Origin of the sequence: Phaeovulum sp. W22_SRMD_FR3 (assembly GCF_052113705.1) — a bacterium.
Taxonomy (GTDB): Bacteria; Pseudomonadota; Alphaproteobacteria; order Rhodobacterales; family Rhodobacteraceae; genus JBGQOG01.
This window is the reverse complement of the sequence record NZ_JBGQOG010000010.1, coordinates 14,968-41,177: the sequence shown is the minus strand read 5'-3', so window position 1 is coordinate 41,177 and position 26,210 is coordinate 14,968. Positions and strand designations below refer to the sequence as shown.

The 26,210-nt window shown below is 64.6% G+C and carries 25 protein-coding genes; 11 read left to right on the top strand and 14 right to left on the bottom strand.

Annotated features, from left to right (window positions below):
- Positions 1-71 precede the first annotated feature (71 nt).
- From ACEN2S_RS13855 to folK, 10 genes are all read right to left on the bottom strand, one after another.
- Complete coding sequence (locus ACEN2S_RS13855; RefSeq protein ID WP_441866753.1) at positions 72-407, bottom strand: DUF1491 family protein; 336 nt, start codon at positions 405-407, stop codon at positions 72-74.
- Entirely contained in the window at positions 407-1,372 is a 966-nt protein-coding gene (gene era / locus ACEN2S_RS13850) for a GTPase Era (protein ID WP_441866752.1), read from the bottom strand. Before era ends, ACEN2S_RS13855 begins: the two co-directional genes overlap by 1 nt.
- Positions 1,365-2,054: a ribonuclease III gene (rnc, locus tag ACEN2S_RS13845; protein WP_441866751.1), complete on the bottom strand. Its 690-nt coding sequence runs from the start codon at positions 2,052-2,054 to the stop codon at positions 1,365-1,367. Before rnc ends, era begins: the two co-directional genes overlap by 8 nt.
- Positions 2,051-2,833, bottom strand: a complete 783-nt coding sequence (gene lepB / locus ACEN2S_RS13840) for a signal peptidase I (RefSeq protein WP_441866750.1) — start codon at positions 2,831-2,833, stop codon at positions 2,051-2,053. The genes rnc and lepB overlap by 4 nt, the downstream gene beginning before the upstream one ends.
- Before the next feature lie 210 nt (positions 2,834-3,043).
- Complete coding sequence (gene acpS / locus ACEN2S_RS13835) at positions 3,044-3,478, bottom strand: holo-ACP synthase (RefSeq protein ID WP_441866749.1); 435 nt, start codon at positions 3,476-3,478, stop codon at positions 3,044-3,046.
- Complete coding sequence (locus ACEN2S_RS13830) at positions 3,475-4,242, bottom strand: pyridoxine 5'-phosphate synthase (RefSeq protein WP_441866748.1); 768 nt, start codon at positions 4,240-4,242, stop codon at positions 3,475-3,477. The genes acpS and ACEN2S_RS13830 overlap by 4 nt, the downstream gene beginning before the upstream one ends.
- 139 nt (positions 4,243-4,381) lie before the next feature.
- Positions 4,382-5,026: a DUF2062 domain-containing protein gene (locus ACEN2S_RS13825; protein WP_441866747.1), complete on the bottom strand. Its 645-nt coding sequence runs from the start codon at positions 5,024-5,026 to the stop codon at positions 4,382-4,384.
- Positions 5,027-5,100: 74 nt separating this feature from the next.
- A complete protein-coding gene (locus ACEN2S_RS13820; RefSeq protein WP_441866746.1) occupies positions 5,101-7,218 on the bottom strand; it encodes a RelA/SpoT family protein in 2,118 nt (705 codons plus the stop codon).
- Positions 7,219-7,240: 22 nt separating this feature from the next.
- A complete protein-coding gene (gene rpoZ / locus ACEN2S_RS13815; RefSeq protein WP_441866745.1) occupies positions 7,241-7,597 on the bottom strand; it encodes a DNA-directed RNA polymerase subunit omega in 357 nt (118 codons plus the stop codon).
- Positions 7,598-7,638: 41 nt separating this feature from the next.
- On the bottom strand, positions 7,639-8,232 hold the full coding sequence (folK, locus tag ACEN2S_RS13810) for a 2-amino-4-hydroxy-6-hydroxymethyldihydropteridine diphosphokinase (protein ID WP_441866874.1): 594 nt from the start codon (positions 8,230-8,232) through the stop codon (positions 7,639-7,641).
- A 141-nt stretch (positions 8,233-8,373) separates the two neighbouring features.
- Between folK and ACEN2S_RS13805 the strand changes: the two genes are divergently transcribed.
- The 5 genes from ACEN2S_RS13805 to ACEN2S_RS13785 all read left to right on the top strand — a co-directional run bounded on the left by ACEN2S_RS13805 (position 8,374) and on the right by ACEN2S_RS13785 (position 11,800).
- Positions 8,374-8,943: a LabA-like NYN domain-containing protein gene (locus ACEN2S_RS13805; RefSeq protein WP_441866744.1), complete on the top strand. Its 570-nt coding sequence runs from the start codon at positions 8,374-8,376 to the stop codon at positions 8,941-8,943.
- Between the two features lie 200 nt (positions 8,944-9,143).
- The gene (ispH, locus tag ACEN2S_RS13800) at positions 9,144-10,094 is read left to right on the top strand and encodes a 4-hydroxy-3-methylbut-2-enyl diphosphate reductase (RefSeq protein WP_441866743.1); all 951 of its coding nucleotides are present in this window, start codon (positions 9,144-9,146) and stop codon (positions 10,092-10,094) included.
- A 10-nt stretch (positions 10,095-10,104) separates the two neighbouring features.
- Positions 10,105-10,710: a LysE family translocator gene (locus tag ACEN2S_RS13795; RefSeq protein ID WP_441866742.1), complete on the top strand. Its 606-nt coding sequence runs from the start codon at positions 10,105-10,107 to the stop codon at positions 10,708-10,710.
- Positions 10,707-11,180, top strand: a complete 474-nt coding sequence (gene rnhA / locus ACEN2S_RS13790) for a ribonuclease HI (protein ID WP_441866741.1) — start codon at positions 10,707-10,709, stop codon at positions 11,178-11,180. Before ACEN2S_RS13795 ends, rnhA begins: the two co-directional genes overlap by 4 nt.
- On the top strand, positions 11,177-11,800 hold the full coding sequence (locus ACEN2S_RS13785; RefSeq protein WP_441866740.1) for a trimeric intracellular cation channel family protein: 624 nt from the start codon (positions 11,177-11,179) through the stop codon (positions 11,798-11,800). The genes rnhA and ACEN2S_RS13785 overlap by 4 nt, the downstream gene beginning before the upstream one ends.
- 5 nt (positions 11,801-11,805) lie before the next feature.
- On the opposite strand, the gene ACEN2S_RS13780 is transcribed toward ACEN2S_RS13785, so the two are convergent.
- Complete coding sequence (locus ACEN2S_RS13780; protein ID WP_441866739.1) at positions 11,806-13,482, bottom strand: acyl-CoA dehydrogenase family protein; 1,677 nt, start codon at positions 13,480-13,482, stop codon at positions 11,806-11,808.
- Positions 13,483-13,646: 164 nt separating this feature from the next.
- Here ACEN2S_RS13780 and ACEN2S_RS13775 point away from each other — a divergent pair, with 164 nt between their 5' ends.
- Complete coding sequence (locus tag ACEN2S_RS13775) at positions 13,647-14,405, top strand: TSUP family transporter (RefSeq protein ID WP_441866738.1); 759 nt, start codon at positions 13,647-13,649, stop codon at positions 14,403-14,405.
- A 31-nt stretch (positions 14,406-14,436) separates the two neighbouring features.
- Here ACEN2S_RS13775 and ACEN2S_RS13770 read toward each other — a convergent pair whose 3' ends face one another.
- Together ACEN2S_RS13770 and ACEN2S_RS13765 are read right to left on the bottom strand one after the other, a co-directional pair.
- The gene (locus ACEN2S_RS13770; protein ID WP_441866737.1) at positions 14,437-15,630 is read right to left on the bottom strand and encodes a Hint domain-containing protein; all 1,194 of its coding nucleotides are present in this window, start codon (positions 15,628-15,630) and stop codon (positions 14,437-14,439) included.
- Entirely contained in the window at positions 15,627-17,267 is a 1,641-nt protein-coding gene (locus ACEN2S_RS13765) for a Hint domain-containing protein (protein ID WP_441866736.1), read from the bottom strand. The genes ACEN2S_RS13770 and ACEN2S_RS13765 overlap by 4 nt, the downstream gene beginning before the upstream one ends.
- 317 nt (positions 17,268-17,584) lie before the next feature.
- Here ACEN2S_RS13765 and dapE point away from each other — a divergent pair, with 317 nt between their 5' ends.
- Positions 17,585-18,745 (top strand): succinyl-diaminopimelate desuccinylase, encoded by a 1,161-nt coding sequence (dapE, locus tag ACEN2S_RS13760; RefSeq protein WP_441866735.1) that lies wholly within the window; start codon positions 17,585-17,587, stop codon positions 18,743-18,745.
- A gap of 101 nt (positions 18,746-18,846) precedes the next feature.
- Complete coding sequence (rnr, locus tag ACEN2S_RS13755) at positions 18,847-21,111, top strand: ribonuclease R (protein ID WP_441866734.1); 2,265 nt, start codon at positions 18,847-18,849, stop codon at positions 21,109-21,111.
- Positions 21,112-21,357: 246 nt separating this feature from the next.
- Here the strand turns inward: rnr and ACEN2S_RS13750 are convergent, their stop codons facing one another.
- Positions 21,358-22,956 carry a phosphoenolpyruvate carboxykinase gene (locus tag ACEN2S_RS13750; protein ID WP_441866733.1) on the bottom strand — a complete coding sequence of 533 codons (1,599 nt, stop codon included), beginning with the start codon at positions 22,954-22,956 and terminating at the stop codon, positions 21,358-21,360.
- A gap of 333 nt (positions 22,957-23,289) precedes the next feature.
- Between ACEN2S_RS13750 and ACEN2S_RS13745 the strand changes: the two genes are divergently transcribed.
- The 3 genes from ACEN2S_RS13745 to ACEN2S_RS13735 are packed head-to-tail and all read left to right on the top strand — an operon-like array spanning position 23,290 to position 26,201.
- Positions 23,290-23,991 carry a response regulator transcription factor gene (locus ACEN2S_RS13745; protein ID WP_441866732.1) on the top strand — a complete coding sequence of 234 codons (702 nt, stop codon included), beginning with the start codon at positions 23,290-23,292 and terminating at the stop codon, positions 23,989-23,991.
- A 20-nt stretch (positions 23,992-24,011) separates the two neighbouring features.
- Positions 24,012-25,730 carry a sensor N-terminal transmembrane domain-containing protein gene (locus ACEN2S_RS13740; RefSeq protein ID WP_441866731.1) on the top strand — a complete coding sequence of 573 codons (1,719 nt, stop codon included), beginning with the start codon at positions 24,012-24,014 and terminating at the stop codon, positions 25,728-25,730.
- Positions 25,731-25,736: 6 nt separating this feature from the next.
- Positions 25,737-26,201 (top strand): HPr kinase/phosphorylase, encoded by a 465-nt coding sequence (locus ACEN2S_RS13735; RefSeq protein WP_441866730.1) that lies wholly within the window; start codon positions 25,737-25,739, stop codon positions 26,199-26,201.
- Positions 26,202-26,210 lie beyond the last annotated feature (9 nt).

The following is a 26,210-nucleotide window of genomic DNA, read 5'->3' as shown; positions in this document are numbered from 1 at the left end:
GTGCCGCTTGCGGCCACCCCCGGGGGCTTTGCGCCCCCGGACCCCCGCAGGATATTTGTCCCGAAGCAAGGCTAATCCGAGAGACCCTCTTCGTCGAGCAAAGTGCGGCCCGTGCGGCTTTCGATCTCGATCACCCAGAGGTCGGGGTCAAAGCTGCGCTGGCGGCGGATGGCGGCGTCAACTTCGGGTTCGGCATCGTCTTTCAGCACCACCCAGGCGCGGGCGCCGCTCATCAGATCATAGCTGCGTTGCCAGAGACTCGCGCGGCCATCGAGCGTGGCGCATTTCACCAGCACGGCGCCCGCGCCGGGGTCGCCCTTGTGCAGCACATAGGCCGGAATGTCGGCAAGCCCGAGCCGCGCCAGATAGGCGCGGACCCAGAAATCCGCCGTCAGCCGCGCCTCCATCAATCGCCGTCGTTGAAGTCGAGGCCCATTTCCGAGTAGCGCTCTTTCTCTTCCAGCCAGTTCGGCCGCACCTTCACCTGCAGGAAGAGATGGACCGGGCGGCCGAGGAATTCGGTCAGATCTTCGCGTGCGGCCTTGCCGACGGATTTGATCGTCTCACCACCATGGCCGAGCACGATGCCCTTATGCCCGTCGCGCATCACATAGACGAGCTGGTCGATCCGCGTCGAGCCATCGGCGCGGTCTTCCCATTTCTCGGTCTCGACGGTGAGCTGATAGGGCAGTTCCTCATGCAGGCGCAGGGTCAGTTTCTCGCGCGTCACTTCGGCGGCGATCATCCGCATCGGCAGATCGGCGATCTGATCCTCGGGGTAATACCACGGGTTTTCCGGCAGTTCCGCCGCCAGCCATTCGCGCAGATCATCGACGCCATAGCCGCGTTCCGCCGAGATCATGAAGGTCTTGGCGAAAGGATAGGCGTTGTTCATCTCTTCGGCCAGCGCCAGCAGCGTCTCGGCCTTGACCTTGTCGATCTTGTTGATCGCGAGGGCCACCGGGCGGTCGCCCATCCGCTCTTTCAGCGCCTCGATGATGGCTTTGGTGCCTTCGGTGCGGCCGCGATGCGCTTCGATCAGCAGGACAACCAGATCGGCATCGGCTGCCCCGCCCCAAGCGGCGGTGACCATGGCGCGGTCCAGACGGCGGCGCGGCCGGAAGATGCCGGGCGTGTCGACAAACACGATCTGCGCATTGCCCTCCATGCAAACACCGCGGATGCGGGCACGGGTGGTCTGCACCTTATGGGTGACGATCGAGACCTTGGCGCCAACCATGCGGTTCAGCAGGGTCGATTTTCCGGCATTCGGCTCGCCGATCAGGGCGACGAAACCGGCGCGGGTCGGGCCCTGCGGTTGCGTATCCTCTTGCGGGTCGTTTGCGCCGTTCTCGGGGGTCGCTTCAGTCATCGGACATCTCCATACGGGCAAGTAGGGCGCGGGCGGCGGCCTGTTCGGCCTGACGCTTGGCGCCAGCCTGTGCGGTTTCAGCTTCGCCCGTTGTCAGGCGTGCTTCAATGGTGAAGAGCGGGGCATGGTCGGGACCATCGCGCCCCACTTCGGAATAGGTGGGGGGCGGCAGGCCACGGGCCTGGGCCCATTCTTGCAGGCTGGTCTTGGGGTCGCGGGCATCCTCGGCCACACCGCCGATGCGCGGCCCCCAGAGGCGCAGCACCAGATCACGCGCGGCATCAAAGCCTGCATCGAGGTAGACGGCGGCGATCACCGCCTCCATCGCATCGCCCAAGAGCGCCTCTTTGCGGCGGCCCCCGGTCATCATTTCGGAGCGGCCGAGTTTCAGCACATCGCCCAGCCCGATGTCGCGCGCGACATCGGCGCAGGCCTCTTTGCGCACCAAAGCGTTGAAGCGCGGCGCCAATTGCCCCTCGGAGGCTTTGGTATCGGCCCGGAGCAGCGTTTCCGCCATCACGAGGCCGAGCACCCGGTCGCCCAGAAACTCCAGCCGCTGGTTGTCGGGGCGCTGCGGCGTCGCGATCGACGCATGGGTCAGCGCGCGCAGCAACAGCTCCGGCTTGGCGAAGCTATGGCCCAGGCGGGCCTGAAAGCCCGCGATTTCCGCCGAAATCTTCACTCGACCGCCTTGAAGAAGCGGTCAGAGCGCCAGGTCCAGAAGAAGAGCAGCGAGCGGCCTGCCGAGGAGAACATGATCCGGTCGGCGCGGCCGATCAGATATTCTGCGGGCACGAAGCCCACGCCATCGGCCGTCACCGCAAAGCGGCTGTCGGCGGAGTTGTCACGGTTGTCCCCCATGAAGAAATACTGGCCCGCGGGAACGGTGAAGACCGCCGTGTTGTCGGCAACCCAGGTGTCCGAGATGTTCAGGATGTCATGCGAGACGCCATTCGGCAGCGTCTCGATCTGACGGCCCTTGACACATTCGCCGCCCTGACCCACCGGGTCATTGGCGCAACGCGGCATCAGGCCCTGCGGCCCTTGCTTTTCCTTCGTCTCGACAAAGGTGCCGTCATCTTTCAGCTGCACCGGGGTGCCGTTGATGATCAGAACGCCATTGGTCACCTGAATGGTGTCACCCGGCAGACCCACCAGCCGTTTGATGAAATCGACGCCCTGCGTCGGATGGCGGAAGACCACCACGTCGCCGCGCTCGGGGTCCGAGCCGAGGATGCGGCCGGTGATCGGACACATCGAGAAGGGGCAGGAATGGCGCGAATAGCCATAGGCCATTTTGTTGACGAAGAGGAAATCGCCGATCAGCAGCGTGTCCTTCATCGAGCCGGAGGGGATCCAGAAAGGCTGGAAGAAGAGCGTGCGGAACACGCCTGCAATCAGAAGCGCGTAGACGACGGTTTTCACCGTCTCCATGATACCGTCTTTCGCCGTGCTGGCCATGTTCCGTCCGTTTCTTGTGGAAAACCCAGCGCTAATTGCGCTCCCCCGGCCTCCGAGTCAAGCGATGGGGCGGCGCGGGGGGCCGGTTTTGCCGGGTTCCGCACGTCACCGTGATGGGCGCTTTGGCGGCAGCGCGGGTCTGTGCCCGGCCAGAACCGCATCCGGGCGGTGGGCCGGGGGCCTGCAACCGGGGTGGTGGTGGCGGCGCGGTCAGGGATGTGGCGGTGTCAGGACCTCATCTGGCGCGGTGACCGGGCGCGCCTCGATCACCACAAAGGCCTGCGCCCAAGGGTGATCATCGGTCAGCGTCACATGCACGGTGGCCTCATGTCCGGGCGGGGTCATCGCGGCCAGACGCTCGGCGGCCCAGCCGGTCAGATGCATGACGGGCTGGCCGCTGCGCAAGTTGGTGACGGCCATGTCCCTCCACGCGATCCCCATCGCGAGGCCGGTGCCAAGCGCCTTGGAACAGGCCTCCTTGGCCGCCCAGCGTTTGGCATAGGTGGCGGGCTGATGCGCCCGCGCCTCGGCCTTGGCGATCTCGGTCGGGGTGAAGACCCGGTTCTTGAACCGGTCGCCAAAGCGGGCCAGGGTGCCCTCGATCCGTTCGATATTCGCCAGATCGGTGCCGATGCCGAGGATCATGCCGAGACAATTCCCGCGCGGGCCGCATCCATGCGGGCGCGCATCTCGCGGATGGCGGGCTCCAGCCCGATGAAGATCGATTCCGCGATCAGGAAATGGCCGATGTTCAGCTCGACCACTTCGGGCAGGGCGGCGATGGGGGCGACGGTGTCAAAGCTCAGCCCATGGCCCGCATGCACCTCAAGCCCCAGCGAATGCGCCAGACGCGCGCCCTCGGCGAGGGCGGCCAGCTCGGCGTCCCGCTCGGCAAAGCGGCCCTCGGCGTGGAAATCGCAATAGCCGCCGGTGTGCAGCTCCACCACCGCCGCGCCGATGCGGGCCGAGGCCTCGATCTGGCGCGGATCATGGCCGATGAACATCGATACCCGCGCGCCCGCCTCGCGCAGCGGGGCGATATAGTCGGCTAGACGCGCCGCGTCGCCCGCCACATCAAGGCCGCCCTCGGTGGTGCGCTCTTCGCGTTTCTCCGGCACGAGGCAGACGGCATGCGGGCGGGTGGCCAGAGCCAGTGCCTGCATTTCCGCAGTTGCAGCCATTTCAAAATTCAGCGGCAGGCTGCAGCCCTCGCGCAGGGCGGCCATATCGGCATCGCGGATGTGGCGGCGGTCTTCGCGCAGATGCGCGGTGATGCCATCGGCACCAGCGGCCTGCGCCAAGAGCGCTGCGCGCAGCGGATCGGGATAGGCCCCGCCGCGGGCATTCCGCACGGTGGCCACATGGTCGATGTTCACTCCCAGACGGAGCCGGTGTTGCGCTTGATCCATCGTCGCCTCCTTGCAGCTGTGCTGCGCAAGGTAGAGCGCGGCGCGGCGAAACGGAACCGGGCGGCGCGGGAAATTTTGTACCAATTCTGCGGGGGGATACACATGCCGCCTGCCGGACCGGCGGCGGCTTCGCGGCGCGTCAGACCTTGTCGGCGCGGTGGACGATCTTGGCCTTCAGCTTGTCAAAGCGTTCCTTGATCCGCTTGCGGCGGCGGTTCTGATAGGCGGTGATCAGCGGCAGCGAGAAGTAATAGGCCGCCACCGCCGCGATGATCCCGGGACCGATCCCCCCCACCAGATAGGGCAGGAACACGTCAAAGAAGAAATTCGCCAGCCCGTCCCAATTGCTGTGCGCATCGGTGAAGATCGCCAGGAAGTTGTTCTTCAGATCGCCGCCCGCCTGCAGGAACTTTTCGACCAGCCCGTGGTTGCCATGGTCCTGAAACCGGGTGCCAAGCATCCAATGCCCGAGCTTCATCGAGGAATAGCCGATGATCGGAAAGGTGATCGGATTGCCCGCGAACGTGCCGAGAATGGCGGCGATGATATTGCCGCGCAGCGCCATGGCAATCACCACCGCGCCAAAGAAATGCAGCCCGAACAACGGTGTAAAGGAGATGAACACCCCCGCCGCAATGCCGCGCGCGATGCGGTGCGGCCGGTCGGGCAGGCGGTTCAGTCGGTGCTTGATATAGTGGAAGGCGCGGGTCCAACCGCCCCGGGGCCAGAGCGATTCAGCAGCCATGCGCGCGTAACTGCGTTTGTCGCGCCGCTTGAATACCACCGATCCGTCCTTCCCTCGTCCTGCAGCATCAGCCCTGCGGCCCCGCCATTTTGGTCCCCCCAAGGGGGGCACCGTCAAGGCTTGCGGGACAGATCCCGCCAGCGTTCTACTTGCGCCACGTCGCTTTCCGCTTCCAGCGCCGTCAGCAACGTATGCAGGTGTTCCACGTCGCGCAGTTCGACCTCTATCACGAGAGAGTAAAAGTCTGGTTTCCTGTCAACGAAACGCATGTCCGAGATATTGGCCTTTTGCTGGCCGATCAAGGTGCAGATATGGCCAAGTACGCCCGCGTCATTGGCGATGGTCAGTTTGAGGCTGACATCATTCACCGCCGCATGACGCCCCGATTGCCAGTGCAGATCGACCCAGCGTGCGGGCTGCTCCTCGACCTCTTCCAGCGCCGGACAGTCGATGGAATGCACCACCACGCCCTGACCGCGATAGGTGATGCCCACGATCCGCTCGCCCGGGAGCGGCTGGCAGCAATGCGCGCGGCGGAAGTTCTGATCGGCGGCCAGACCGATCACCGGACGGCGGCTGTCGACCTCATCCGCCTGTTTCAGCGCGAGTTCGGGATAGAGCGCCGCAATCACTTCGCGCGCCGTCAGCTCCGCCGAACCCAGCCGCGCCAACAGCTCGGTATCATCGCTGAGGCCGAGGGTTTTTGCGGCTGTTCTCAAGGCCTTGTCCGAGACCTTGCGGCCCACGTGCTCAAAGGCCACCCGCGCCAGTTCGGCCCCGAGTTTCACGAAACGCTCGCGGTCATCTTCGCGCAGGGATTTGCGGATCGCCCCCTTGGCGCGGCCGGTGATGACAATGTCGAGCCAGGTCGCCTGCGGCCGTTGTCCGGCGGCGGTGATGATCTCGATCGACTGGCCGTTCTTCAGCCGGGTCCAGAGCGGGACGCGGATTCCATCGACCTTGGCGCCGACACAGGAATTGCCGATCCGCGTGTGGATCGCATAGGCATAGTCGATGGGCGTGGCGCCTTTCGGCAGCTTGACCACATCGCCTTTCGGGCTGAAACAGAACACCTGATCGGTGTACATTTCCAGCTTCACGTTTTCGAGAAACTCGTCGTGGTCGCCCTCTTCGAAGCGTTCGGTGAGCTGCGCGATCCATTTGGCGGGGTCGACGGCAAAGGGGTTTTGCGCCCGGACCCCCTCGCGGTAGGACCAATGCGCGGCCACGCCCGCCTCGGCCACTTCGTGCATCTGCCGGGTGCGGATCTGCACCTCGACCCGTTTGCCGTCGCGCGCCGAAACCGTGGTGTGGATCGAGCGGTAGCCGTTCGACTTCGGTTGGCTGATGTAATCCTTGAACCGGCCCGGCACGGCGCGCCAGCGCTGGTGGATCACCCCCAGCACGCGGTAGCAATCGGCCTCGGAGCGGGTGATGATGCGGAAACCGTAGATGTCGGACAGCCGCGAAAACGCCAGCTGCTTTTCCTGCATCTTGCGCCAGATCGAATAGGGACGTTTGGCGCGGCCAAAGACATCCGCCTCGATCTGGGCCTTTTCCAGCTCGATCCGGATGTCGGTGGTGATCCGCGGGATCACGTCGCCCGATTCTTTTTGCAGCGTCACGAAACGGCGGATGATCGAAGTGCGCGCCTCGGCGTTCAGCACCTTGAAAGCCAGGTCTTCCAGCTCTTCGCGCATCCATTGCATGCCCATGCGCCCGGCCAGTGGGGCAAAGATGTCCATGGTTTCGCGGGCTTTTTGTGCCTGCTTGTCCGGGCGCATCGATTTGATCGTGCGCATGTTGTGCAGCCGGTCGGCCAGTTTGACCAGAATGACCCGCAGATCCTTGGACATCGCCATGAACAGTTTGCGGAAGTTCTCCGCCTGTTTCGACGCCGAAGAGGAAAGCTGCAGATTGGTCAGTTTGGTGACGCCATCCACCAGTTCGGCCACATCGGTGCCAAACAATGCGGCAACTTCGGCATAGGTGGAGCGGGTGTCTTCGATCGTGTCATGCAGCAACGCGGTGACGATGGTGGCATCGTCGAGCTGCTGCTCGGTCAGGATCGCGGCGACGGCCACGGGATGGGTAAAATAGGGCTCGCCCGAATGCCGGAACTGCCCTTCATGCATCCGCTTGCCATAATCATAGGCGCGGCGGATCAATTCGGAATTGGTACGCGGATTGTAGTTGCGAACGAGCGCGATCAGGTCTTCGACGTCGATCATTCCCGTTCGCCAGCCTCCGGTCTTATTCGCGGCCCTGCGCTTCCATCAGCGCGCGCAGCATCCGCTCTTCCGACATGTCGTCTTCCCGCGGACGGTCCGGCGCTTCGCCACCCATCAGGAGAGCCATGGAATCTTCTTCCGGCTCATCGACTTCGATCTGGGTCTGGTTGCTTTCGATCATCCGCTCGCGCAGATCATCGGCGGCTTGCGTCTCGTCAGCGATTTCACGCAGCGAAACGACGGGGTTCTTGTCGTTGTCACGGTCCACGGTAATCGCGGCACCCGACTGGATTTCGCGTGCCCGATGGGCAGCAAGCATCACCAGCTCGAACCGGTTCGGAACTTTGTCAACGCAGTCTTCAACCGTCACGCGGGCCATAGGCAACTCCAATGCGAAATGGGAGGTGTGGAACCGCCTCTTTACGGCGCGGCTCCCGGATTGACAAGCGCAGAAGCACCCCCATTGGCCTGGCCCAGGGGACGAATGGCGGTTTTTTCGCCCTCCGGCAGCGCCAGAACCATCGCTGCGACCGTTTCGCCGGTGACCGGATGCACCCAATCGGGCGCGATGTCGGCCAAGGGAATCAGCACAAAGCCCCGCTCGGTCAGGCGCGGATGCGGCAGGATCAACTGATCGGGCGCAAGGCGCATCTGGTCTGCGACGGGCAGGCTCTGCCAGCGGGTCTGGGTCTCAAGATCGGGTAAAATCTGCGCGCCCACCGCCAAAAGGTCAAGATCGATGACGCGGGCCCCCCAGCGTTCCTGCCGGACCCGGCCAAGATCCGCCTCGATGCGGTGCAGCAGCGCCAGAAACGCGGCGGGCGTGCCGGTCCCGCGGATGCTGGCGCAGGCATTGACGAAGTCGGGGCCCGAGCCGGGCGGAAACGCCGGTGTGCGGAAATATCGGCTGACGGCGTGTACACAAAAGCCATTTGCCTGTATTTCTGCCAGTGCTTGCGTCAGAACCTCTGCGCAATCTCCCGCTGATCCGGGCAAGTTGCCCCCCAACGCCATCAAGAATTCGCTAGTATCCTTTTCGACAGATACCTTTTGATTCGAATCTGTCATCTATTTGCACCCCAGATTTTCGCCGACTTTTCGGTCCGGCCTCTCCACTCGCGGAGCGACGGCGATGATTATAGAAAGGATCATTTGATGTTTTACAAGGATGAGCGCCTGGCGCTGTTCATCGATGGATCTAACCTTTACGCCGCCGCCAAAGCCTTGGGTTTCGATATTGATTACAAGCTGTTGCGGCAAGAGTTCGAGCGGCGGGGGAAATTGGTTCGGGCGTTCTACTACACCGCCCTGCTGGAAAATGACGAGTATTCGCCCATTCGCCCGCTGGTGGACTGGCTGAATTACAATGGCTACGCGATGGTGACCAAGCCCGCCAAGGAATACACGGATTCGATGGGGCGACGTAAGGTCAAGGGCAATATGGACATCGAACTGGCGGTGAATGCGATGGAACTCGCGCCGCGGCTGGATCATGCGGTGCTCTTTTCAGGCGATGGTGACTTCCGGCCGCTGGTGGAAAGCCTGCAACGGCAGGGCGTGCGCGTCTCGGTGGTGTCGACCATCCGCAGCCAGCCGCCGATGATCGCCGATGAATTGCGCCGTCAGGCGGATAACTTCATCGAGCTTGATGCCCTGCGCGATGTGATCGGCCGCCCGCCGCGTGAGCCGCGTGAGGCAGAGCCTGCGGAGCCCGTCGAGGGCTGAGACAGGCATCGGGTTGGCACTCCGATCCTGCGCTATGGGGATGGTGCGGGATTGGGGGCTGCCTGCCCCCGCGCGGCCGGGGGCCGCGTCCCCCGGGGATATTTCTCACGAAGCAATTGCCGGGACAGGCGCGGTATTCGGGGCTGGACCTGAGACGGTGCTGCGCTTACCTCTGGGGCGAGTAGATGCAGGACCCGATGATGCCCAAACCTCCTTTGACCCTTTATCTTGCGGCGCCGCGCGGCTTTTGTGCCGGTGTCGACCGGGCGATCAAGATCGTCGAGCTGGCGCTGCAGAAATGGGGGGCGCCGGTCTATGTGCGCCATGAGATCGTGCACAACAAATTCGTGGTGGACGGGCTGCGCGATCAGGGCGCGGTCTTTGTCGAGGAACTGGATGAGGTGCCGGACGACCGGCCGGTGATCTTTTCCGCGCATGGGGTGCCGAAAGCGGTGCCCGCCGAGGCGGCGCGGCGTGAGATGGTCTATGTCGATGCGACCTGCCCATTGGTTTCCAAGGTGCATATCGAAGCCGAGCGCCATCATGGCGAAGGGTTGCAGATGGTGATGATCGGCCATGCCGGGCATCCGGAAGTGCTGGGCACCATGGGGCAATTGCCGGAGGGCGAGGTCATTCTGGTGGAGACGGTCGCGGATGTGGCGGGGATCGCGCCCCGCGATCCGGCGCGGCTGGCCTGGATCACCCAGACCACTTTGTCGGTGGATGACACGGCCGAGATTGTGCGGGCCTTGCAGGCGCGGTTTCCCGGCATCATTGGTCCCGCCAAGGATGACATCTGTTACGCCACCACCAACCGTCAGGCCTCGGTCAAGGCGATTGCCGGGAAAATTGATGCGCTGTTGGTGATTGGCGCGCCGAATTCCTCCAATTCGCGGCGGCTGGTGGAAGTGGGGCGCTCCGAGGGCTGCGCCTATGCGCAGCTGGTGCAGCGCGCCGCCGATATCGACTGGCGGGCGCTGGAAGGGATTGCCTCGGTGGGGGTGACCGCCGGGGCGAGCGCGCCGGAAACCCTGGTCAATGAGGTGATCGAGGCCTTTGCCGCACGCTATGCGGTGCAGGTGGAAAAGGTTGAGACTGCCCGCGAGGATATTGAATTCAAAGTGCCGCGCGTCTTGCGGCAGAGCGCCTGAGGGGGAAGCGATGAGCTGGGAATTTCTGCTGACAGCCTTTGCCGTCTGTGTCGCGCCGGGGATCGGGGTGGTCTATACGCTGTCGGCCACCTTGGGCGGCGGGCTGCGCGCCGGGGTCTGGGCTGCCGTGGGCTGCACGCTGGCCACGATGCTGCATATGGGCGTGGCGCTGGCCGGGCTGGCGGCGGTGTTGCACACCTCTGCCGTGCTGTTCCAGACGTTGAAATATCTCGGGGTAGCCTATCTCTTGTGGATGGCCTGGGGCGCGTTGCAGGGCAGCGGCGGGCTGGCGGTGACGGCGGCGGCGCCTGCCCCGGCGGCACAGATCATCCGGCGGGGCGTGTTGATGAACATCCTCAATCCGAAACTGCCGTTGTTTTTCATGGCATTCCTGCCGCAGTTCCTGCCCGCAGGCTCCGGCACCGGGCTGATGGTTGAGCTGGGCCTTGGCTTTGCGGCGATGACCTTTGCCACTTTCCTCTTGTATGCGCTGATCGCGGCCAGCGGGCGGCAGCGGCTGCTCGGCAGCCCGCGGCTGATGGGTTGGCTGCGCCGGGCCTTTGCGGCGAGCTTCGCGGCGCTGGGCCTGCGTCTGGCGATGGAGCGGGCGGCGTGAGCGTTCTGATGGCCTGGACCGATGGCGCCTGTTCGGGCAACCCGGGCCCCGGCGGCTGGGGCGTGTTGATGCGCGCGATGGACGGCGAGACGGTGGTGAAAGAGCGCGTGCTGAACGGCGGCGAGGCGGATACCACCAACAACCGGATGGAGCTGATGGCGGCGATTTCGGCGCTGGAGGCGCTGACCCGCGCCAGCGAGATCACCATCACCACCGACAGCGCCTATGTGAAAAACGGCATCACTTCCTGGATGGTGGGCTGGAAGCGCAAGGGCTGGCGCACCGCCGATGGCAAGCCGGTGAAGAATATCGATCTCTGGCAGCGGCTGGATGCGGCGCAGGCACGGCATCAGGTGATCTGGAAATGGATCAAGGGCCATGCGGGCCATGCCGAGAACGAGCGTGCCGATGAATTGGCGCGTGAGGGCATGGCACCATTCAAACCGGCCCGCGCGGCGCGCAGCGCATGACCGCGCTGGCGGTTCTGGATCTGGCGGCGGTGCTGGTCTTTGCGCTGACCGGCGCGCTGGTGGCCAGCCGGGCGCAGCTTGACCTCGTGGGGTTTATCTTCATCGCGGCGCTGACCTCTGTGGGCGGCGGCACTTTGCGCGATCTCTTGCTGGGGCGTGATCCGGTGTTCTGGGTCGGCCAGCCGGAGTTCATTCTGCTGGCGGCGGCGGCGGCGATCGTGGTGTTTTTCACCGCGCATCTGCTGGAAAGCCGCTACCGGGTGCTGTTGTGGCTGGATGCCTGTGCGCTGGCGGTGGCGGTGCCCGCCGGGGTGGCCTTGGCCGAAGGGCGGGGGCACGGCCCGGTGATCGTGGTGCTGATGGGGGTGGTGACCGGCTGTTTCGGCGGGCTGATGCGCGATGTGGTCTGCAACGAGGTGCCGCTGGTGCTGAAACAGGGCGAGCTTTACCTCAGCGCGGCTTTTGGCGGCGCGGTGGCGGCGGTGGCCGTGGCGCAGCTGGTGCCGGGGCCCGGCTGGCCCAGCCTCGCGGCCTGCGCTTTGGTCACCTTTGCTCTGCGCGCGGGCAGCATGACCTTTGGCTGGCGGCTGCCGGTCTACAAAGCCCGGCCGCCGCGCTAAGCGTTTCAGTCGAGCAGACGCCGCGCGATCACCTGCGCCTGAATTTCCGCCGCCCCTTCAAAGATGTTCAGGATGCGGGCGTCGCAGAGCAGACGGCTGACGCGGTATTCCAGCGCGAACCCGTTACCGCCATGAATTTGCAGCGCATTATCCGCCGCCGCCCAGGCCACGCGGGCGCCGAGCAGCTTCGCCATCCCGGCTTCCAGATCGCAGCGCTTGTCATGGTCTTTCTGCCAGGCGCTGAAATAGGTCAGCTGCCGCGCGATCATGATTTCCACCGCCATCATCGCCAGCTTGCCGCCGACACGCGGGAATTCGATCAGCGATTTGCCGAATTGCTTGCGGTCCTCGGCATATTGCATCCCCACTTCCAGCGAGGCCTGCGCCACGCCGATCGCCCGCGCCGCGGTCTGGATGCGCGCGCTTTCAAAGGTTTGCATCAGCTGTTTGAAGCCCTGCCCCGGCACGCCGCCCAAGAGGTTCTCGCCCTTGACCTTGAAACCGTCAAAGCCCAGCTCGTATTCCTTCATCCCGCGATAGCCGAGGACCTCGATCTCGCCGCCGGTCATGCCGGGGGTGGGGAAGGGGATCTCATCGGTGCCGGGGGTTTTCTCGGCCAGGAACATCGACAGGCCACGGTAATCGGTCGTGTTCGGATCGGTCCGCGCCAAAAGCGTCATCACATGGGTGCGCGCGGCATGGGTGATCCAGGTCTTGTTGCCGGTCACCGACCAGTCATCGCCCTCGGGCACCGCACGGGTGCGCAGGGCGCCCAGATCCGAGCCGGTGTTGGGTTCGGTGAAAACCGCCGTGGGCAGGATCTCACCCGTCGCCAAGGCAGGCAGCCATTTCGCCTTTTGCGCGGGCGTACCGCCACACAGGATCAGTTCGGCGGCAATCTCGGAGCGGGTGCCAAGGCTGCCGACGCCGATATAGCCGCGCGAGAGTTCTTCCGACACCACCACCATCGAGGCTTTCGAGAGGCCGAGGCCGCCGAATTCCTCAGGGATGGTCAGCCCGAAAACGCCAAGCTCGGCCAGTTCCTCGATGATCTCCATCGGGATCAGCTCGTCCTTCAGATGCCAGTCATGCGCGAAGGGCACCACGCGCTCATCCGCATAGCGGCGGAACTGGTCGCGGATCATCTCCAGCTCGTCATCCAGTCCGCTGATGCCAAAGGTGGCGCGGCCATGGTTTTCGCGCATCAGGGCCACAAGTTGCGTGCGTGCGGCGGGGGTGTTGCCCGCCGCGATCAGCGCGGCGGCGGCGGGGCCGGGCGTCCAGCTTTGATCGAGATCCGAAAGGCGCGCCATCTCGCCCTGTGACATCGGAATGCCGCCTGCGAGTTGGGCGAGGTATTCGCCATAGCCGATCTGCAGCAAAAGCTGCTCCATCGGGCCAAATCCGCCGGTCTCGGCCAGCCGCCCCGCCCAGGCGCGCAGCTGCCGCAGGCTTTCGACATAGGTAGCAAGCCAGGAGAGGGTGTGGGCGGCATATTGCTCGGCCTCCAGCGCGGCGGCCTGCACCTTTCCGTCGCGGGTGACGCGGGCGCGGAGTTCTGCGCGGGCGGCCTCGAACAGCGCCTCCACCTCCGGCAAAGCGGCGGCGGTCAGCGCCAGAAGATCGCTCAACACGGTGGTGCCAGCCTTTTCCATTCCGTCATGTGCCCCGTCATGTGCCATGAGTCGCCCCTTTTGCTGCGTTTGCATTGTGATACGGCCTTCGCATCCGCAGCGCAATAAAAATTCGCATGAAGCACCTTGGGTGCATGAATGTGTCGCGTCGGAATTTGGCTGCGGTGGGGGGCTGCCTGCGTTAGAAACGACCCCGGCAACGGGAGACGCAGATGTTGGGAATGGAGCCTTGGGCTTTTTGGCTGGCCTTTTCGGTGACGGGCTTTGCGGGATTTGTGAAGGGCGCGCTGGGCTTTGCGATGCCGATGATCATGATCTCGGCCTTTTCCAGCTTTTTGACCGCCGATCAGGCGCTGGCGCTGATGATCCTGCCGACGCTGACCACCAATATCTCGCAGGCATTCCGGCAGGGACCGGCGGCGGCCTGGGGCAGCATCAAGCGCTACCGGCTGCACATCGCGATGATCATTCTGTTCATCCCGATTTCGGCCCAGTTCGTGCATGTGATCCCGACGGCGGTCATGTATGCGCTGCTGGGCGGGCCCATTCTGGCTTTCGCGCTGGTGCAGCTCGCCGGGCGCAGTCTGGCCATCCCGATCCATCACCGGGCGCGGGCCGAGGCGGGGCTGGGCATCATTGGCGGACTTTATGGCGGGATTTCAGGTATTTGGGGGCCGCCGCTGATCGTGTATCTCCTGTCGATCAAGGCGGATAAGCTGGAAACCGTCCGGGTGCAGGGCGTGGTGTTCCTGATCGGGGCGGTAATCCTGACCGGGGCGCATCTGCAATCGGGGCTGCTCAATGCGCAGACGATCCCGGCCTCGCTGGCGATGGTGCTGCCCGCAAGCCTCGGCATGTGGCTGGGATTTCGGGCGCAGGACAGGCTCGACGCGGCCAAGTTCCGGCGCTGGACGTTGGTTCTGCTGGCGCTGACCGGCCTGAATCTGGTGCGGCGCGCGCTGGCGATCTGAACGCCTGAGGCAGTGCGAAGGGCGGTGGCCGTCAGGCGGCATAGGGCGCGCGCGACTGGGCGCGGGCGGCCAAGAGCGTCTGTGCCTCATAGTCTCGCAGGGTCGGCCGGACCGGGCGGCGGTGGCGCGGCGGATCGGCCAGCCCGGCCATCGGTCCCTGTGCCAGCAGCGGCGCGGCCGTCGCCAGATTGCCCAGATACAGGCTCTCGACATGGCAGCCATCGGCGATCAGCAGGTGATGGTCCCGCAGTAAGACGCCTTGCCAGACCAGCGCGCGCGGACTTTCGCAGCGCAGTGCCGAGCGGCCATCGACCAGATGCCGGGCCTCGATCAGCACCGCATCCTGCCCAAAGAGATATTCCACCGCTGCCCCCGATACCGCGACCCGGTGCTGCGGGTGCAGCCAAAGGTCATGCGCCTGACCAAAATGCCCGGCCAACAGCCGGATCGGTGCCAGCCCGCCCAGCGCAGGCAGCGACATGCGGCCCGACCACAGCACCTGTTGCGGACCGGCATCCACCGTCTCGACCCAATCGCCGCGCCGGATATTGCCCGCCGGGCGGGGGCCCTGCGGTGTGTTGAGCCGCGTTGCCGGGGCAAAACAGGCCCCCGGCCCCAGCGGCTGGGCCTGATCCGACAGGGCAAGCCAAGTGACCCCGGGCCCAAGCCGGGCCAGCCCGGCGCTGCGGTCGCCCGGGGGCGCGGTCCGGGTGCTGGTGTCAGCTCCGGCGGAACCGTCCCCTGCGTGGCCCAGCACGGCGCGCGCATCGGCGGCGGGCAGCGGGATCGGCGCGCTGCCCTGATGCTGGCGCAGGACACCGTGGTCCGGTGCCTCCAGCGTCAGGCTGCTGTGGCGCGCGGGGCCATCCCAGCGCCAACTGAGGCGCATGGTGCCGCCTTCGGCCATCTCCGGTCCGGGGGGCAGGATCAACCGCTCTTGCGCGACGCCCTGCCGGTGATAGGCGCACAGCTGTCCCCGGTGGTCCAGTACGAGGGACAGCTGGCGTGACCAGCCCGAATGATGGGCATGGTGCAGGAGCGGTTGCGTGCCAAGCGCCCCCCGCTCCCGGGTGAATTCCAGCATCAGGCTGCCCGTGCTGAGCAGGGCAGGCAGGGGCTGGGTGGAAAGCAGGTATGGGCCCCCCTCAGGCAGCCGCGCGCCCTGCCAGCCGTTCGGGCAGGGCGGGCGCATCTGGTGCTGAGCATGGGGGGCGGCGGCGGTCATGCGGCGCGCTGATCCTGCGCCGCGGGGTGGAGCATCCGCCGCGGCGGTTCGGCGTTTTGCCGGTGCAAGGGCCCCTCGGCCAGCAGCACCTGTACCTCATGCTGTTTCAGCAAGCGCCGGGCGGCGGGACCATAGCCCGCGCCCGTCAACGGGCAGAGCTCGGGGAAAAGCGCGAGGATCTCGGCCTGCACCGCCGCCTCCATCCCGGTCATCACCTGCGGACCGGGGCGGAAGCTCTCGGTGGCCAGCCCCTCGGACCAGATGACCTGGTGGCGGTCAAAGAGCAGGTGCAGATAGGTGATTTCCTCGGCTTCCTGCCGGATGATCTGATCGCCATCAACGAGATCCTTAGCGGCCACCAGCACTTCGGACACCCCAAAGAGGAGTTCCGCCCGCGGCTCGCGCAGCAAGATCCGGTGCTGCGGCGAGAGGGTCAGCGCGCCATGCGCGCCGAGCGCACCGGCGGCGAGGTGGACGGGGGCCATCGCGCCCCGCGCGGGCACGCTGCGCGCGCCAATCCAGCGCAGGGGCTGCGCGCCCTGATCGCGGGTCAGCACCAGATCGCCGGGGCAAAGGTCTTCGACCGGGCGCAGGCCTTCGGGTGTCAGAATGCGGGTGCCACGGGCAAAACAGGGCACGGTGTGCACGGTGACCATGCCGATGTCGGTGGCCCCGGTCGAACTGGTCACCTGATAGGTGAAGCTCACATCATCCGCGTCCTGATCCGTGTGTACATTCAACGTGCCGTCGCTGTTCAGCGTGATCACATCGCCCGAGGGCAGGGTGACGCTGTCACCGGGATGCACCGAGACGCCGTTGATCTGGGTGATGGTCAGCGTGCCGCCGGTGGTGTTCACGTCATTGCCGAGCACATCCAGCACGCGGTTGCCGCCCAATCCCATCGTGATCTGGTCTTCGAGGGCGACAAGGGTGGTCTGGATGGAATCCCCGGCGATCAGCAGGTTTGAATCATATTGTGAATCCGACACATCCGCGATGCCGATGCGGATGCTGTTGGTGACCCCGGCATTGACCGGAATCGTCAGCGTCAGCGTCAGGGTAAAGCCGTCCATCTCGGTGTTGTAGCTGTCACCGGTGTTGTTGATGTAGAGATTGGCGTTGTTGCCGGCATTGATGTTGGTGACCGAGGCATCGCCGTTGCCGACGCTCATCTCGACCGGGCTGCCGTTGATCCAGACGCCGATCATGTCGTTATAGGCCGAGTTGATGTACTCGGGATATTCTTCCGACGAGAAGGTGAACTGGATCGTCATCACATTGCCGGTGGGGACAAAGTTCACATCCAGCAGGGCCGCATCATAGGTGTTGGTGCCCGCCAGCGCATTGAAGGCCGCGTTGTTGTTGACGCCCCAGGTGTCGGTTGAGGTGGAGGCGGAGGTGTTCGGATCGCCCCAGCTGCGGGTGAAATCGGTCACCCGCCCGGTCGACAGGATCACGCCGGTGTCCGAGGGCGTCGCCTCCGGAGACCGGCTGTCGCCGCGCGAATAGATGGCCGATGAACTGGCGTCGCCGCTGTAGCTGGCGCTGACCACCTTGACGCCATCGCCAAAGATCGCATTCGCCATCTGCATCGCCGAAGCGCTGGTGTTATAGCTCAGCTCGGAACCTGTCGCCATTCGTGCCTCCAAAATTCTTGGAGACAGCGCAAACGCTGCGGCGGGGACATACGCCCCCGTAAGATCACTGCTGTCGTCACTGCCGTGCCTGTCGCGGGGCTCTTTGTCCCCTTGCGTTTGCCCTGCCTCTGGGCCGTCTTTTGCGTAATTCATGCCGGAAAGACGGGGATCTGTTAATACTTTTGCGCCGCATTGGCGGGTTCCCTCGCGGCAGGGTGGCCGAGGCGCAACAGTCTGATCCCGCCGACAAAGCGGCAGCCGATTGCAGCGCGCCGCCGCCCGCGCTAGGTCTAGGGCCCGTTTCGCAGGAGTTTTCGATGACTGAGACCGCCGCATCCCCCATTGATCCCGTCGCCCTGAGTGCGGCGCTGATCCGCTGCCCCTCGGTGACCCCGGCGGAGGGTGGGGCGTTGGTTTTGCTGCACAACCTGCTGGAAGACGCGGGATTCGCCTGCACGCGGGTTGAGCGGAACGGCATTTCGAATCTCTTTGCGCGCTGGGGGGCCAAGGGGGCCGCCCGCACATTCGGCTTCAACGGCCATACCGATGTGGTGCCGGTGGGCGATGCCGCCGCCTGGCGCCATGACCCGTTCGGGGGCGAGATCGTGGAGGGCGTGCTCTGGGGGCGCGGCGCCACCGATATGAAGACGGGCGTGGCGGCTTTTGCGGCGGCGGCGGTGGATTTCGTGCGCGAAACCCCGCCCGAAGGCGCGGTGATCCTGACCATCACCGGCGATGAGGAAGGGGCGGGGCGCGACGGCACCCGCGCGATTCTCGACTGGATGGCGGAGGCGGGCGAGGCGATGTCGGTCTGTCTGGTGGGCGAGCCTACCTGCCCCGACCATATGGGACAGATGATGAAGATCGGTCGCCGCGGCTCGATGACCTTTTACATCACCGCCAAGGGGGTGCAGGGACATGCCGCCTATCCGCATCTGGCGAAAAACCCGCTGCATGCGCTGGTGGCGCTCTTGGGGCAGATGACCGCCGCGCCGCTGGATGCGGGGACCGCGCATTTCGACCCCTCAACCCTGCAGGTCACCACGATTGACTGCGGCAATCCCGCGAACAATGTGGTGCCCGCCGAGGCGCGCGCCACGGTGAACATCCGCTTTAACGATGCGCACAGCGCGGGCAGCCTGACAGACTGGGCCAAGGGTCTGGCGGCGGCGGTCACCGAAGCCTCGGGGGTTACTTTCGATCTGCGGGTGGAGGTGTCGGGCGACAGCTTCCTGACGCCGCCGGGGGATTTCGTGGCGCTGGTCGCCGGGGCGGTGACGGCGGAAACCGGGGTGGTGCCGGAGCTATCGACCTCGGGCGGGACCTCGGATGCGCGCTTTGTCAAAGACCATTGCCCGGTGGTGGAATTCGGGCTGGTGGGCAAGACGATGCACAAGGTCGATGAGCGGATCGAAACCGGGCAGATCGTGCAGCTGAAAGCCATCTATGCCCGGATCCTGCGCGATTATTTCGCCTGATCCGCGGCGGGGCTTAAATTTCGGGGGGTGGGGGCACCTGCGGGGCGCGCGGCCTCTGCTTTCCCGATGACGCGCTGCATGGATTCTGCTACCGCAGGGCTATGACACAGATACCCACCAAAAAAGAGATCCTCGACTGGCTTGCCGATCATCCGGGCGCCGGGGCGAAACGCGACATTGCCAAGGCCTTTGGCATCAAGGGCGCCGCCCGGATCGAGCTGAAGCGGATCCTGAAGGAAATGGCCGAAGAGGGGCTGGTTGAGCGCAAGCGGCACAATTACCGCGATGCCGACACCCTGCCGCCGGTCACCATTTTGCAGATCCTGGCCGAGGATGCCGATGGCGATCAATTCGCCCGCCCCCTCGAATGGGAAGGCGAAGGCCCGGTGCCGCGCGTGCTGTTCACCCCGCGTGCGGGCGATGCGCCGGTGGCCGAGGGCGACCGCATCCTCGCCAAACTGCTGCAGGTCTCCGGGCAGGATCATCATTATGAGGCGCGGCTGATCCGCAAGATCGGCGTCGCGGCGCATAAGATCGTGGGCATTTTCCGCAAATCCGCCGAGGGCGGGCGGATCATGCCGATCGACAAGGGCGCGGACAAGGAATGGCTGGTGCCCGCCGGGTTTACCCTCGACGCCGAAGATGGCGAGCTGGTTGAGGCGGAACTGGCCGGATCGAAGCAGCGCATGGGCCTGCCGCGCGCGCGCATCAGCGAGCGTCTGGGCGATCCTTCGGCGCCGAAAGCGGTTTCGCTGATCGCCATCCATCAGCACGGGATCCCCGATGATTTCCCCGATGCGGTGATCGCCGAGGCGGATGCGGCCAAACCCGCTGACCTTTCGGGGCGCGAGGATCTGCGCGATCTGCCCTTTGTCACCATCGACCCCTCGGATGCCCGCGATCACGATGACGCCTGTTTTGTCGAGCGCGATGAGAATGCCCTCAATCCGGGGGGCTTTATCCTTTGGGTCGGCATCGCCGATGTGGCACATTATGTGACGCCGGGCTCGGCCCTGGACCGCGAGGCGAAAAAGCGCGGCAATTCCACCTATTTCCCCGACCGTGTGGTGCCGATGCTGCCGGACCGCCTGTCGGGCGATCTCTGCTCGCTGCATGAGGGGGTGAGCCGGGCCTGTATCGTGGCGCGGATGGTGCTGAGCGCGCAGGGCGAAAAGCTGAGCCACAAGTTCCTGCGCGCGATGATGAAATCCGCAGCCTCGCTCTCCTATGAAGAGGTGCAGGCGGCGCGGGATGGGAACCCTTCAGACCGCTGTGGCCCACTGCTCGAGCCGGTGATCAACCCGCTTTATGAAGCCTATGAGGCTTTGTGTATCGCCCGCCATGCGCGGCAACCCCTGGAGCTGGATCTGCCCGAACGGCGGATTGAGCTGGGCGAGGACGGCAAGGTTTCTTCGGTCAATTTCAAGGAACGCCTTGATGCGCACAAGCTGATCGAGGAGTTCATGGTGCTGGCCAATGTGGCGGCCGCCGAAGAGCTGGAACGGCTGCGCCGCCCGCTCCTGTACCGCGTGCACGAGGAGCCCTCGGTCGAGAAGCTGGATGCGTTGCGGGAAGTGGCGGAGGCCTCGGGCTTCACCTTGGCCAAGGGGCAGGTGCTGAAAACCGCGCATCTCAACCGGCTGTTGGCGCAGGCGGAGGGCAGCGAATTTGATGAGCTTTTGAACATCACCACGTTGCGCTCGATGACGCAGGCCTATTACTACCCGGAGAATATGGGGCATTTCGGGCTTGCCTTGCGCTCTTACGCGCATTTCACCTCGCCGATCCGCCGCTATTCCGACCTGATCGTGCACCGGGCGCTGATTTCGGGGCATGGCTGGGGTAAGGATGGCCTCTCGGTGCAGGACATCGAAGAGCTGCACGACACCGCCAAGCAGATCTCGGACACCGAGCGCCGCTCGATGACCGCGGAACGCGATACGACGGACCGCTATCTGGCCGCCTATCTTTCGGACCGGGTGGGCAGCGAGTTTTCCGGGCGGATCTCGGGGGTGCAGAAATTCGGTGCCTTCGTGAAGCTGGATGGGACCGGGGCGGATGGTCTGGTGCCGATCCGCTCGATCGGGCGCGAGTTCTTCCACTATGACCGCGACAGTCAGACGCTGATGGGGGCGGATACCGGGCTGACGCTGGGGATCGGGCTGCGGGTCAAGGTGCGGCTGCAGGAGGCGGTGCCGATGACCGGCGGGCTGATGCTGGAACTCTTGGAGATCGAGGGCAAGGATCTGCCGGGCGGCGGGGGATCCAAGGGCGGGCGGCGGATGGGCGGGCGCAAGCTGGCGGCCACCAAGGCGCGGGAGCGTGGTGTCGCCCGGAAGGTGAAGCGGGTGCGGCAGAAGAAGTAGCGCCATCTGCGGGCGGCGCGGGGGGCTCTGCCCCCGGCCTGCGGCCTCCCCCGAGGTATTTTGGCCAAGAAGAATGGATGGATGTTGATTGCGGCATCCGGGGTGGCGCGTGGCGTCGGTGCATTCCGGGCGCGCGGCCGGGAGGGGCCGCGCCGTGATGCGGCATCCGGTGTGATCGTCGCCGAAATATGAAAAGGCCGGAACCTGAGTTCCGGCCTTTCGCTATTGGCGTAACAAGGGTGCGGTTCAGCCGATGGCGGCGGCTTTCACGTCGGCATCGATATAGGGCACATATTGCGCGAAATTGTTCGAGAACATCTCGACCAGTTTCTTGGCCTGCGCATCATAGGCGCCTTTGTCGGCCCAGGTTGCGCGCGGATCGAGCAGCGTGGTGTCAACGCCCGCCACCAGAACCGGTACCTCAAAGCCGAAGTTCGGATCCTTGCGGAACTGCACCGCGCTGAGCGAGCCATCAAGGGCGGCGGTCAGCAGGGCGCGCGTGGCCTTGATCGGCATCCGTTTGCCGGTGCCAAAGGCGCCGCCGGTCCAGCCGGTGTTCACCAGCCAGCAGTTTGCACCGGTCTTGGCGATCTTCTCTTGCAGCAGTTTGCCGTAGACTTCCGGCCGGCGCGGCATGAAGGGGGCGCCGAAGCAGGTCGAGAAGGTCGGGGTCGGCTCGACCACGCCCACTTCGGTGCCCGGCGTCTTGGAGGTGAAGCCGGAGAGGAAGTGGTACATGGCCTGCGCCGGGGTCAGGCGGCTGATCGGCGGCAGAACGCCGTAGGCATCGCAGGTCAGCATCACGATGTTCTTCGGATTGCCGCCCAGCGAATTGCCGGATGCGTTCGAGATATAGTCGAGCGGATAGGCGCAGCGCATGTTGTCGGTGATCGAGTTATCCTCGAAATCCAGCTCCAGCGTGTCGGCGTCGTAGATCATGTTTTCGACCACGGTGCCGAATTTCGAGCAGGTGGCGTAGATTTCCGGCTCTGCCTCGGCGCTGAGGTTGATGGTTTTTGCGTAGCACCCGCCTTCGAAGTTGAAGGTGCCGCGGTCCGACCAGCCATGCTCGTCATCACCGATCAGGATGCGCGACGGATCGGCCGAGAGCGTGGTTTTGCCGGTGCCCGAGAGGCCGAAGAAGATTGCGGTATCTTCCTCATCGCCGATGGCATGGTTCGCCGAGCAATGCATCGGCATCACGCCCTTGCCGGGCAGGATGTAGTTCAGGAGGGTGAAGACCGATTTCTTGTTCTCACCGGCATAGGCGGTGTTGCCGATCAGGATCAGCTTCTTGTCGAAGTTGAGCGCGATCACCGTCTCCGTGCGGCAGCCGTGACGGGCCGGATCGGCCTTGAAGGTCGGGCAGTTGATGATGGTGAATTCCGGCACGAAGCTTGCCAGTTCGGCGGCCTCGGGGCGGCGCAGCAGGTGACGGATGAACAGGCCATGCCAGGCCAGCTCGGTCACCACCCGCACGTCGAGGCGCAGCTCGGGATCGGCACCGGCGTAGAGATCCTGCACGAAATAGTCGCGGCCCTTCATATGCTCGAGCATATCGGCATGCAGAACGTCGAAGGCCGCCGGGGTCATCGGGGCGTTGTTTTCCCACCAGATGCTGTCTTCGACCGCGGGGGTGCGCACAACGAACTTGTCCTTCGGCGAGCGGCCGGTATGGGCGCCGGTGGTCGCATAGAGTGCGCCGCCCTTGCCCAGCACGCCTTCACCACGCTTGACGGCCGCCTCGACAAGGGCGGGTTCGATCAGGTTGTAATAGACATGGCCGAGGCCGTTGATGCCTTGGTCTTCCAGGCGGTTCGCCGGGTTCACACGTCCAATATTCATCTTCAAGCTCCCGATGCCGGTAATCGGCGGATCATGGTTCGCGGCGGCCCCCGGGCCTTGGGGGACCGATCCCGACCTTTCGCAGGGGGGATGCGACGCCTATAGCATGACAGATAAATGAAGGAATAGAAGGGTTTGCTTCCGTTAGCGCAACCATCTTAAGTTTAGCGCAACCAGTTCGGCGCATCAGGGTAAATTCGTCAAACCTTAGGCGATTCAGAGTTTGATGACGCTGTTGCGGCAGGGTGATTCGCTAATCCCGGTTGATTCTGCGGGCGGGAAAGCGGACAGTGCTGAAAAAACAAAGGCAGAGCAGTAACAAGGAAACCCACGATGTCGCGTATCGCCTTGGTCGATGACGACCGTAATATTCTGACCTCCGTATCAATGACCCTCGAGGCTGAGGGCTTTGAGGTCGAGACCTATAACGATGGCCAATCTGCGCTGGAGGCTTTCACCAAGCGGATGCCGGACATGGCCGTGCTGGACATCAAGATGCCCCGGATGGACGGGATGGATCTGTTGCAGCGCTTGCGGCAGAAGACCTCGATTCCGATCATTTTCCTGACCTCGAAAGATGATGAGATCGACGAGGTGCTGGGCCTGCGGATGGGCGCCGATGATTATGTGAAAAAGCCCTTCTCGCAACGTCTGCTGGTCGAGCGCATCCGTGCGCTCCTGCGGCGTCAGGAGGCGATCACCACCGGCGAGGTGGCGACGACGGAAGAAACCAAGGTGATGGTGCGCGGCCAGCTGACGATGGACCCGCTGCGGCATTCGGTGACCTGGAAGGGTCGCGAGGTAACGCTGACGGTGACCGAATTCCTGCTGTTGCAGGCGCTGGCCACACGTCCGGGCTTTGTGAAAAGCCGCGATCAGCTGATGGATGTCGCCTATGACGACCAAGTCTATGTCGACGACCGGACCATCGACAGCCACATCAAACGGCTGCGCAAGAAAATGCGCACCGCCGATGATGAGTTTGGCGCGATCGAGACGCTCTATGGCATCGGCTACCGATACAACGAAGAATGAGCGATGTGGCGGCAAGCGGCATGCGGGAGAGCCGTTCGGATAAAGACTCGGATGTGGTCCTTGGCGAGGATTGGGTCGGGCCGGATGGCTACGTCGACAGTGCCCTGCGCGAAAGCCGGGCGCGTCGGCCGCTGATCGCGCTGAACCGGTCGCCGCTGGCGCGAAAGATCATCACCTTCAACCTGTTGGCGATGGTGGTGCTGGTGGCGGGGGTGCTCTACCTCAATCCGTTCCGCGACAGTCTGGTGATCCAGCGCGAGCAGGGCCTGATCAGCGAAGCCCAGCTGGTGGCGGATGTATTTGAGGCGCAATTGCCGCATGGCGTGCCGGTCAATCTGGCGGCGGGCGACGGGCTGGACGCGCGCGCGACGATCTCGGGCCTGGAATTGCCGAACGGGGCGGATCTGTTCCTGTTTGACCCGCGCCAGACCCTGATTGGCAGCACCTACGGGCCGGATGCCATTTTGCCGGATCAAAGCCACGAGGCGGTGGTGGGGCTGGCGGTGGATCATCGCACGACGCTGATCACCGATCTGCTCAGCCGGGCCTGGGACGGGCTGGCGGGCTGGCTGTCGCCGGCGCCGGTGGCGCGGCCGGAGTTTGATCTGCAGGATGTGCTGCGCCCCTTGCTGCCCGAGGCGCTGAACGGCCAAACCCAGATTTCCACCGGGCATGATGCCCTGGGCGAAACCATTTTTGCCGTGGCAACCCCGGTGCGGCAGGATGGTCAGGTGGTGGCGGTCATCGGCATCACCTCCGGCGCGGGCGAGATTGACAAGCTGGTGCGGGTCGAGCGCGAGCAGGTGCTGCAGATGTTCGTCATCGCCATCATCGTCTCGATCGGCCTGTCGCTGGTCTTGGCCTCGACCATCGCCAATCCGCTGTCGGATCTGGCGGCGGCGGCGGAGCTTGGCCGTGACAAGAACGCCCGCAAGATGTCGCCCAGCCGGGTGCGGATCCCCGATCTGACGGCGCGGCCGGATGAGATTGGCCGCCTGTCGGGGGCGTTGCGCGGCATGGTCGAGGCGCTCTATGACCGCATCGACGCCAATGAACAATTTGCCGCCGATGTGGCGCATGAGATCAAGAACCCGCTGGCCAGCATGCGCTCGGCGGTGGCCTCGTTGCATCTGGCCAAGCGCGAGGATCAGCGGACCCGGCTTTTGGAGGTGATCGACCATGATGTGCGCCGTCTGGACCGTCTGGTGAGCGACATCTCCAACGCCTCACGGCTGGACAGTGAGCTGGTGCGCGAGGAGGAGGAGGATTTCGACCTTCTCCACATGCTCGGCAATCTGACCGACCATCTGGGCGCGCAGGCGGCCGAGCATGGGGTGGATTTCATCACCGACCTGCCGAAGGCGCCGATCCGCATCACCGGGCTTGAGGCGCGGCTGGCGCAGGTTTTTGTCAACCTGATCACCAATGCGGTATCCTTTTGCGAAGAGGGCGATGCGGTGCGGGTCTGGGCGCGCAAACGCGAGAACCGCGTGCTGGTTGTGGTGGAAGACACCGGCCCGGGGATCCCTGAGCAGGCGCTGGCCAAGGTGTTTCAGCGGTTCTACTCCGAGCGCCCCGTGGGCCAGTTCGGCGAGCATTCCGGTCTGGGGCTGGCGATCTCCAAGCAGATCGTCGAAGCGCATGGTGGGGTGATCTGGGCCGAGAACATCCGCCCGACCGATGCCGATATCACCTCCGAACCGCTGGGCGCGCGCTTTGTCGTGGGGCTGCCGGTATAAGCCGCGATGCCTGATCTCGAACAAGATGATGCAGATGCAGAAATCTGGCACGCGAGCTGTGTCGCGGTTGCCGGGTGCGGCATTTTGATCCTCGGGGCGTCTGGCCGTGGAAAATCGTCACTGGCCCTTGAGTTTATGGCCTGGGGTGCCGATCTGATAGCAGATGACCGCACAATCCTGCGCCGCCAGCCTGCCACCACAGGCGACTCGGTTTGGGCTTGTGCACCTGCAGCAATCCACGGCAGGATCGAAGCCCGGGGAATCGGCATCCTGTCGGCGAAGGCCCTGAGCGGGGCAAAGCTGGCCTTGGTGATCGATCTCGACCGAACGGAAACCGAGCGACTGCCCCCCAGGCGGGAAATGCGTGTTCTTGAGGTCACGCTACCGATGGTTCTGGCGCCTCACTCTTCCGCGAGGGGGCATTTTTCTGCCGGGATTATGCAATATCTTAAGGGAGGACGGGCAGACTGATCTGCCGGA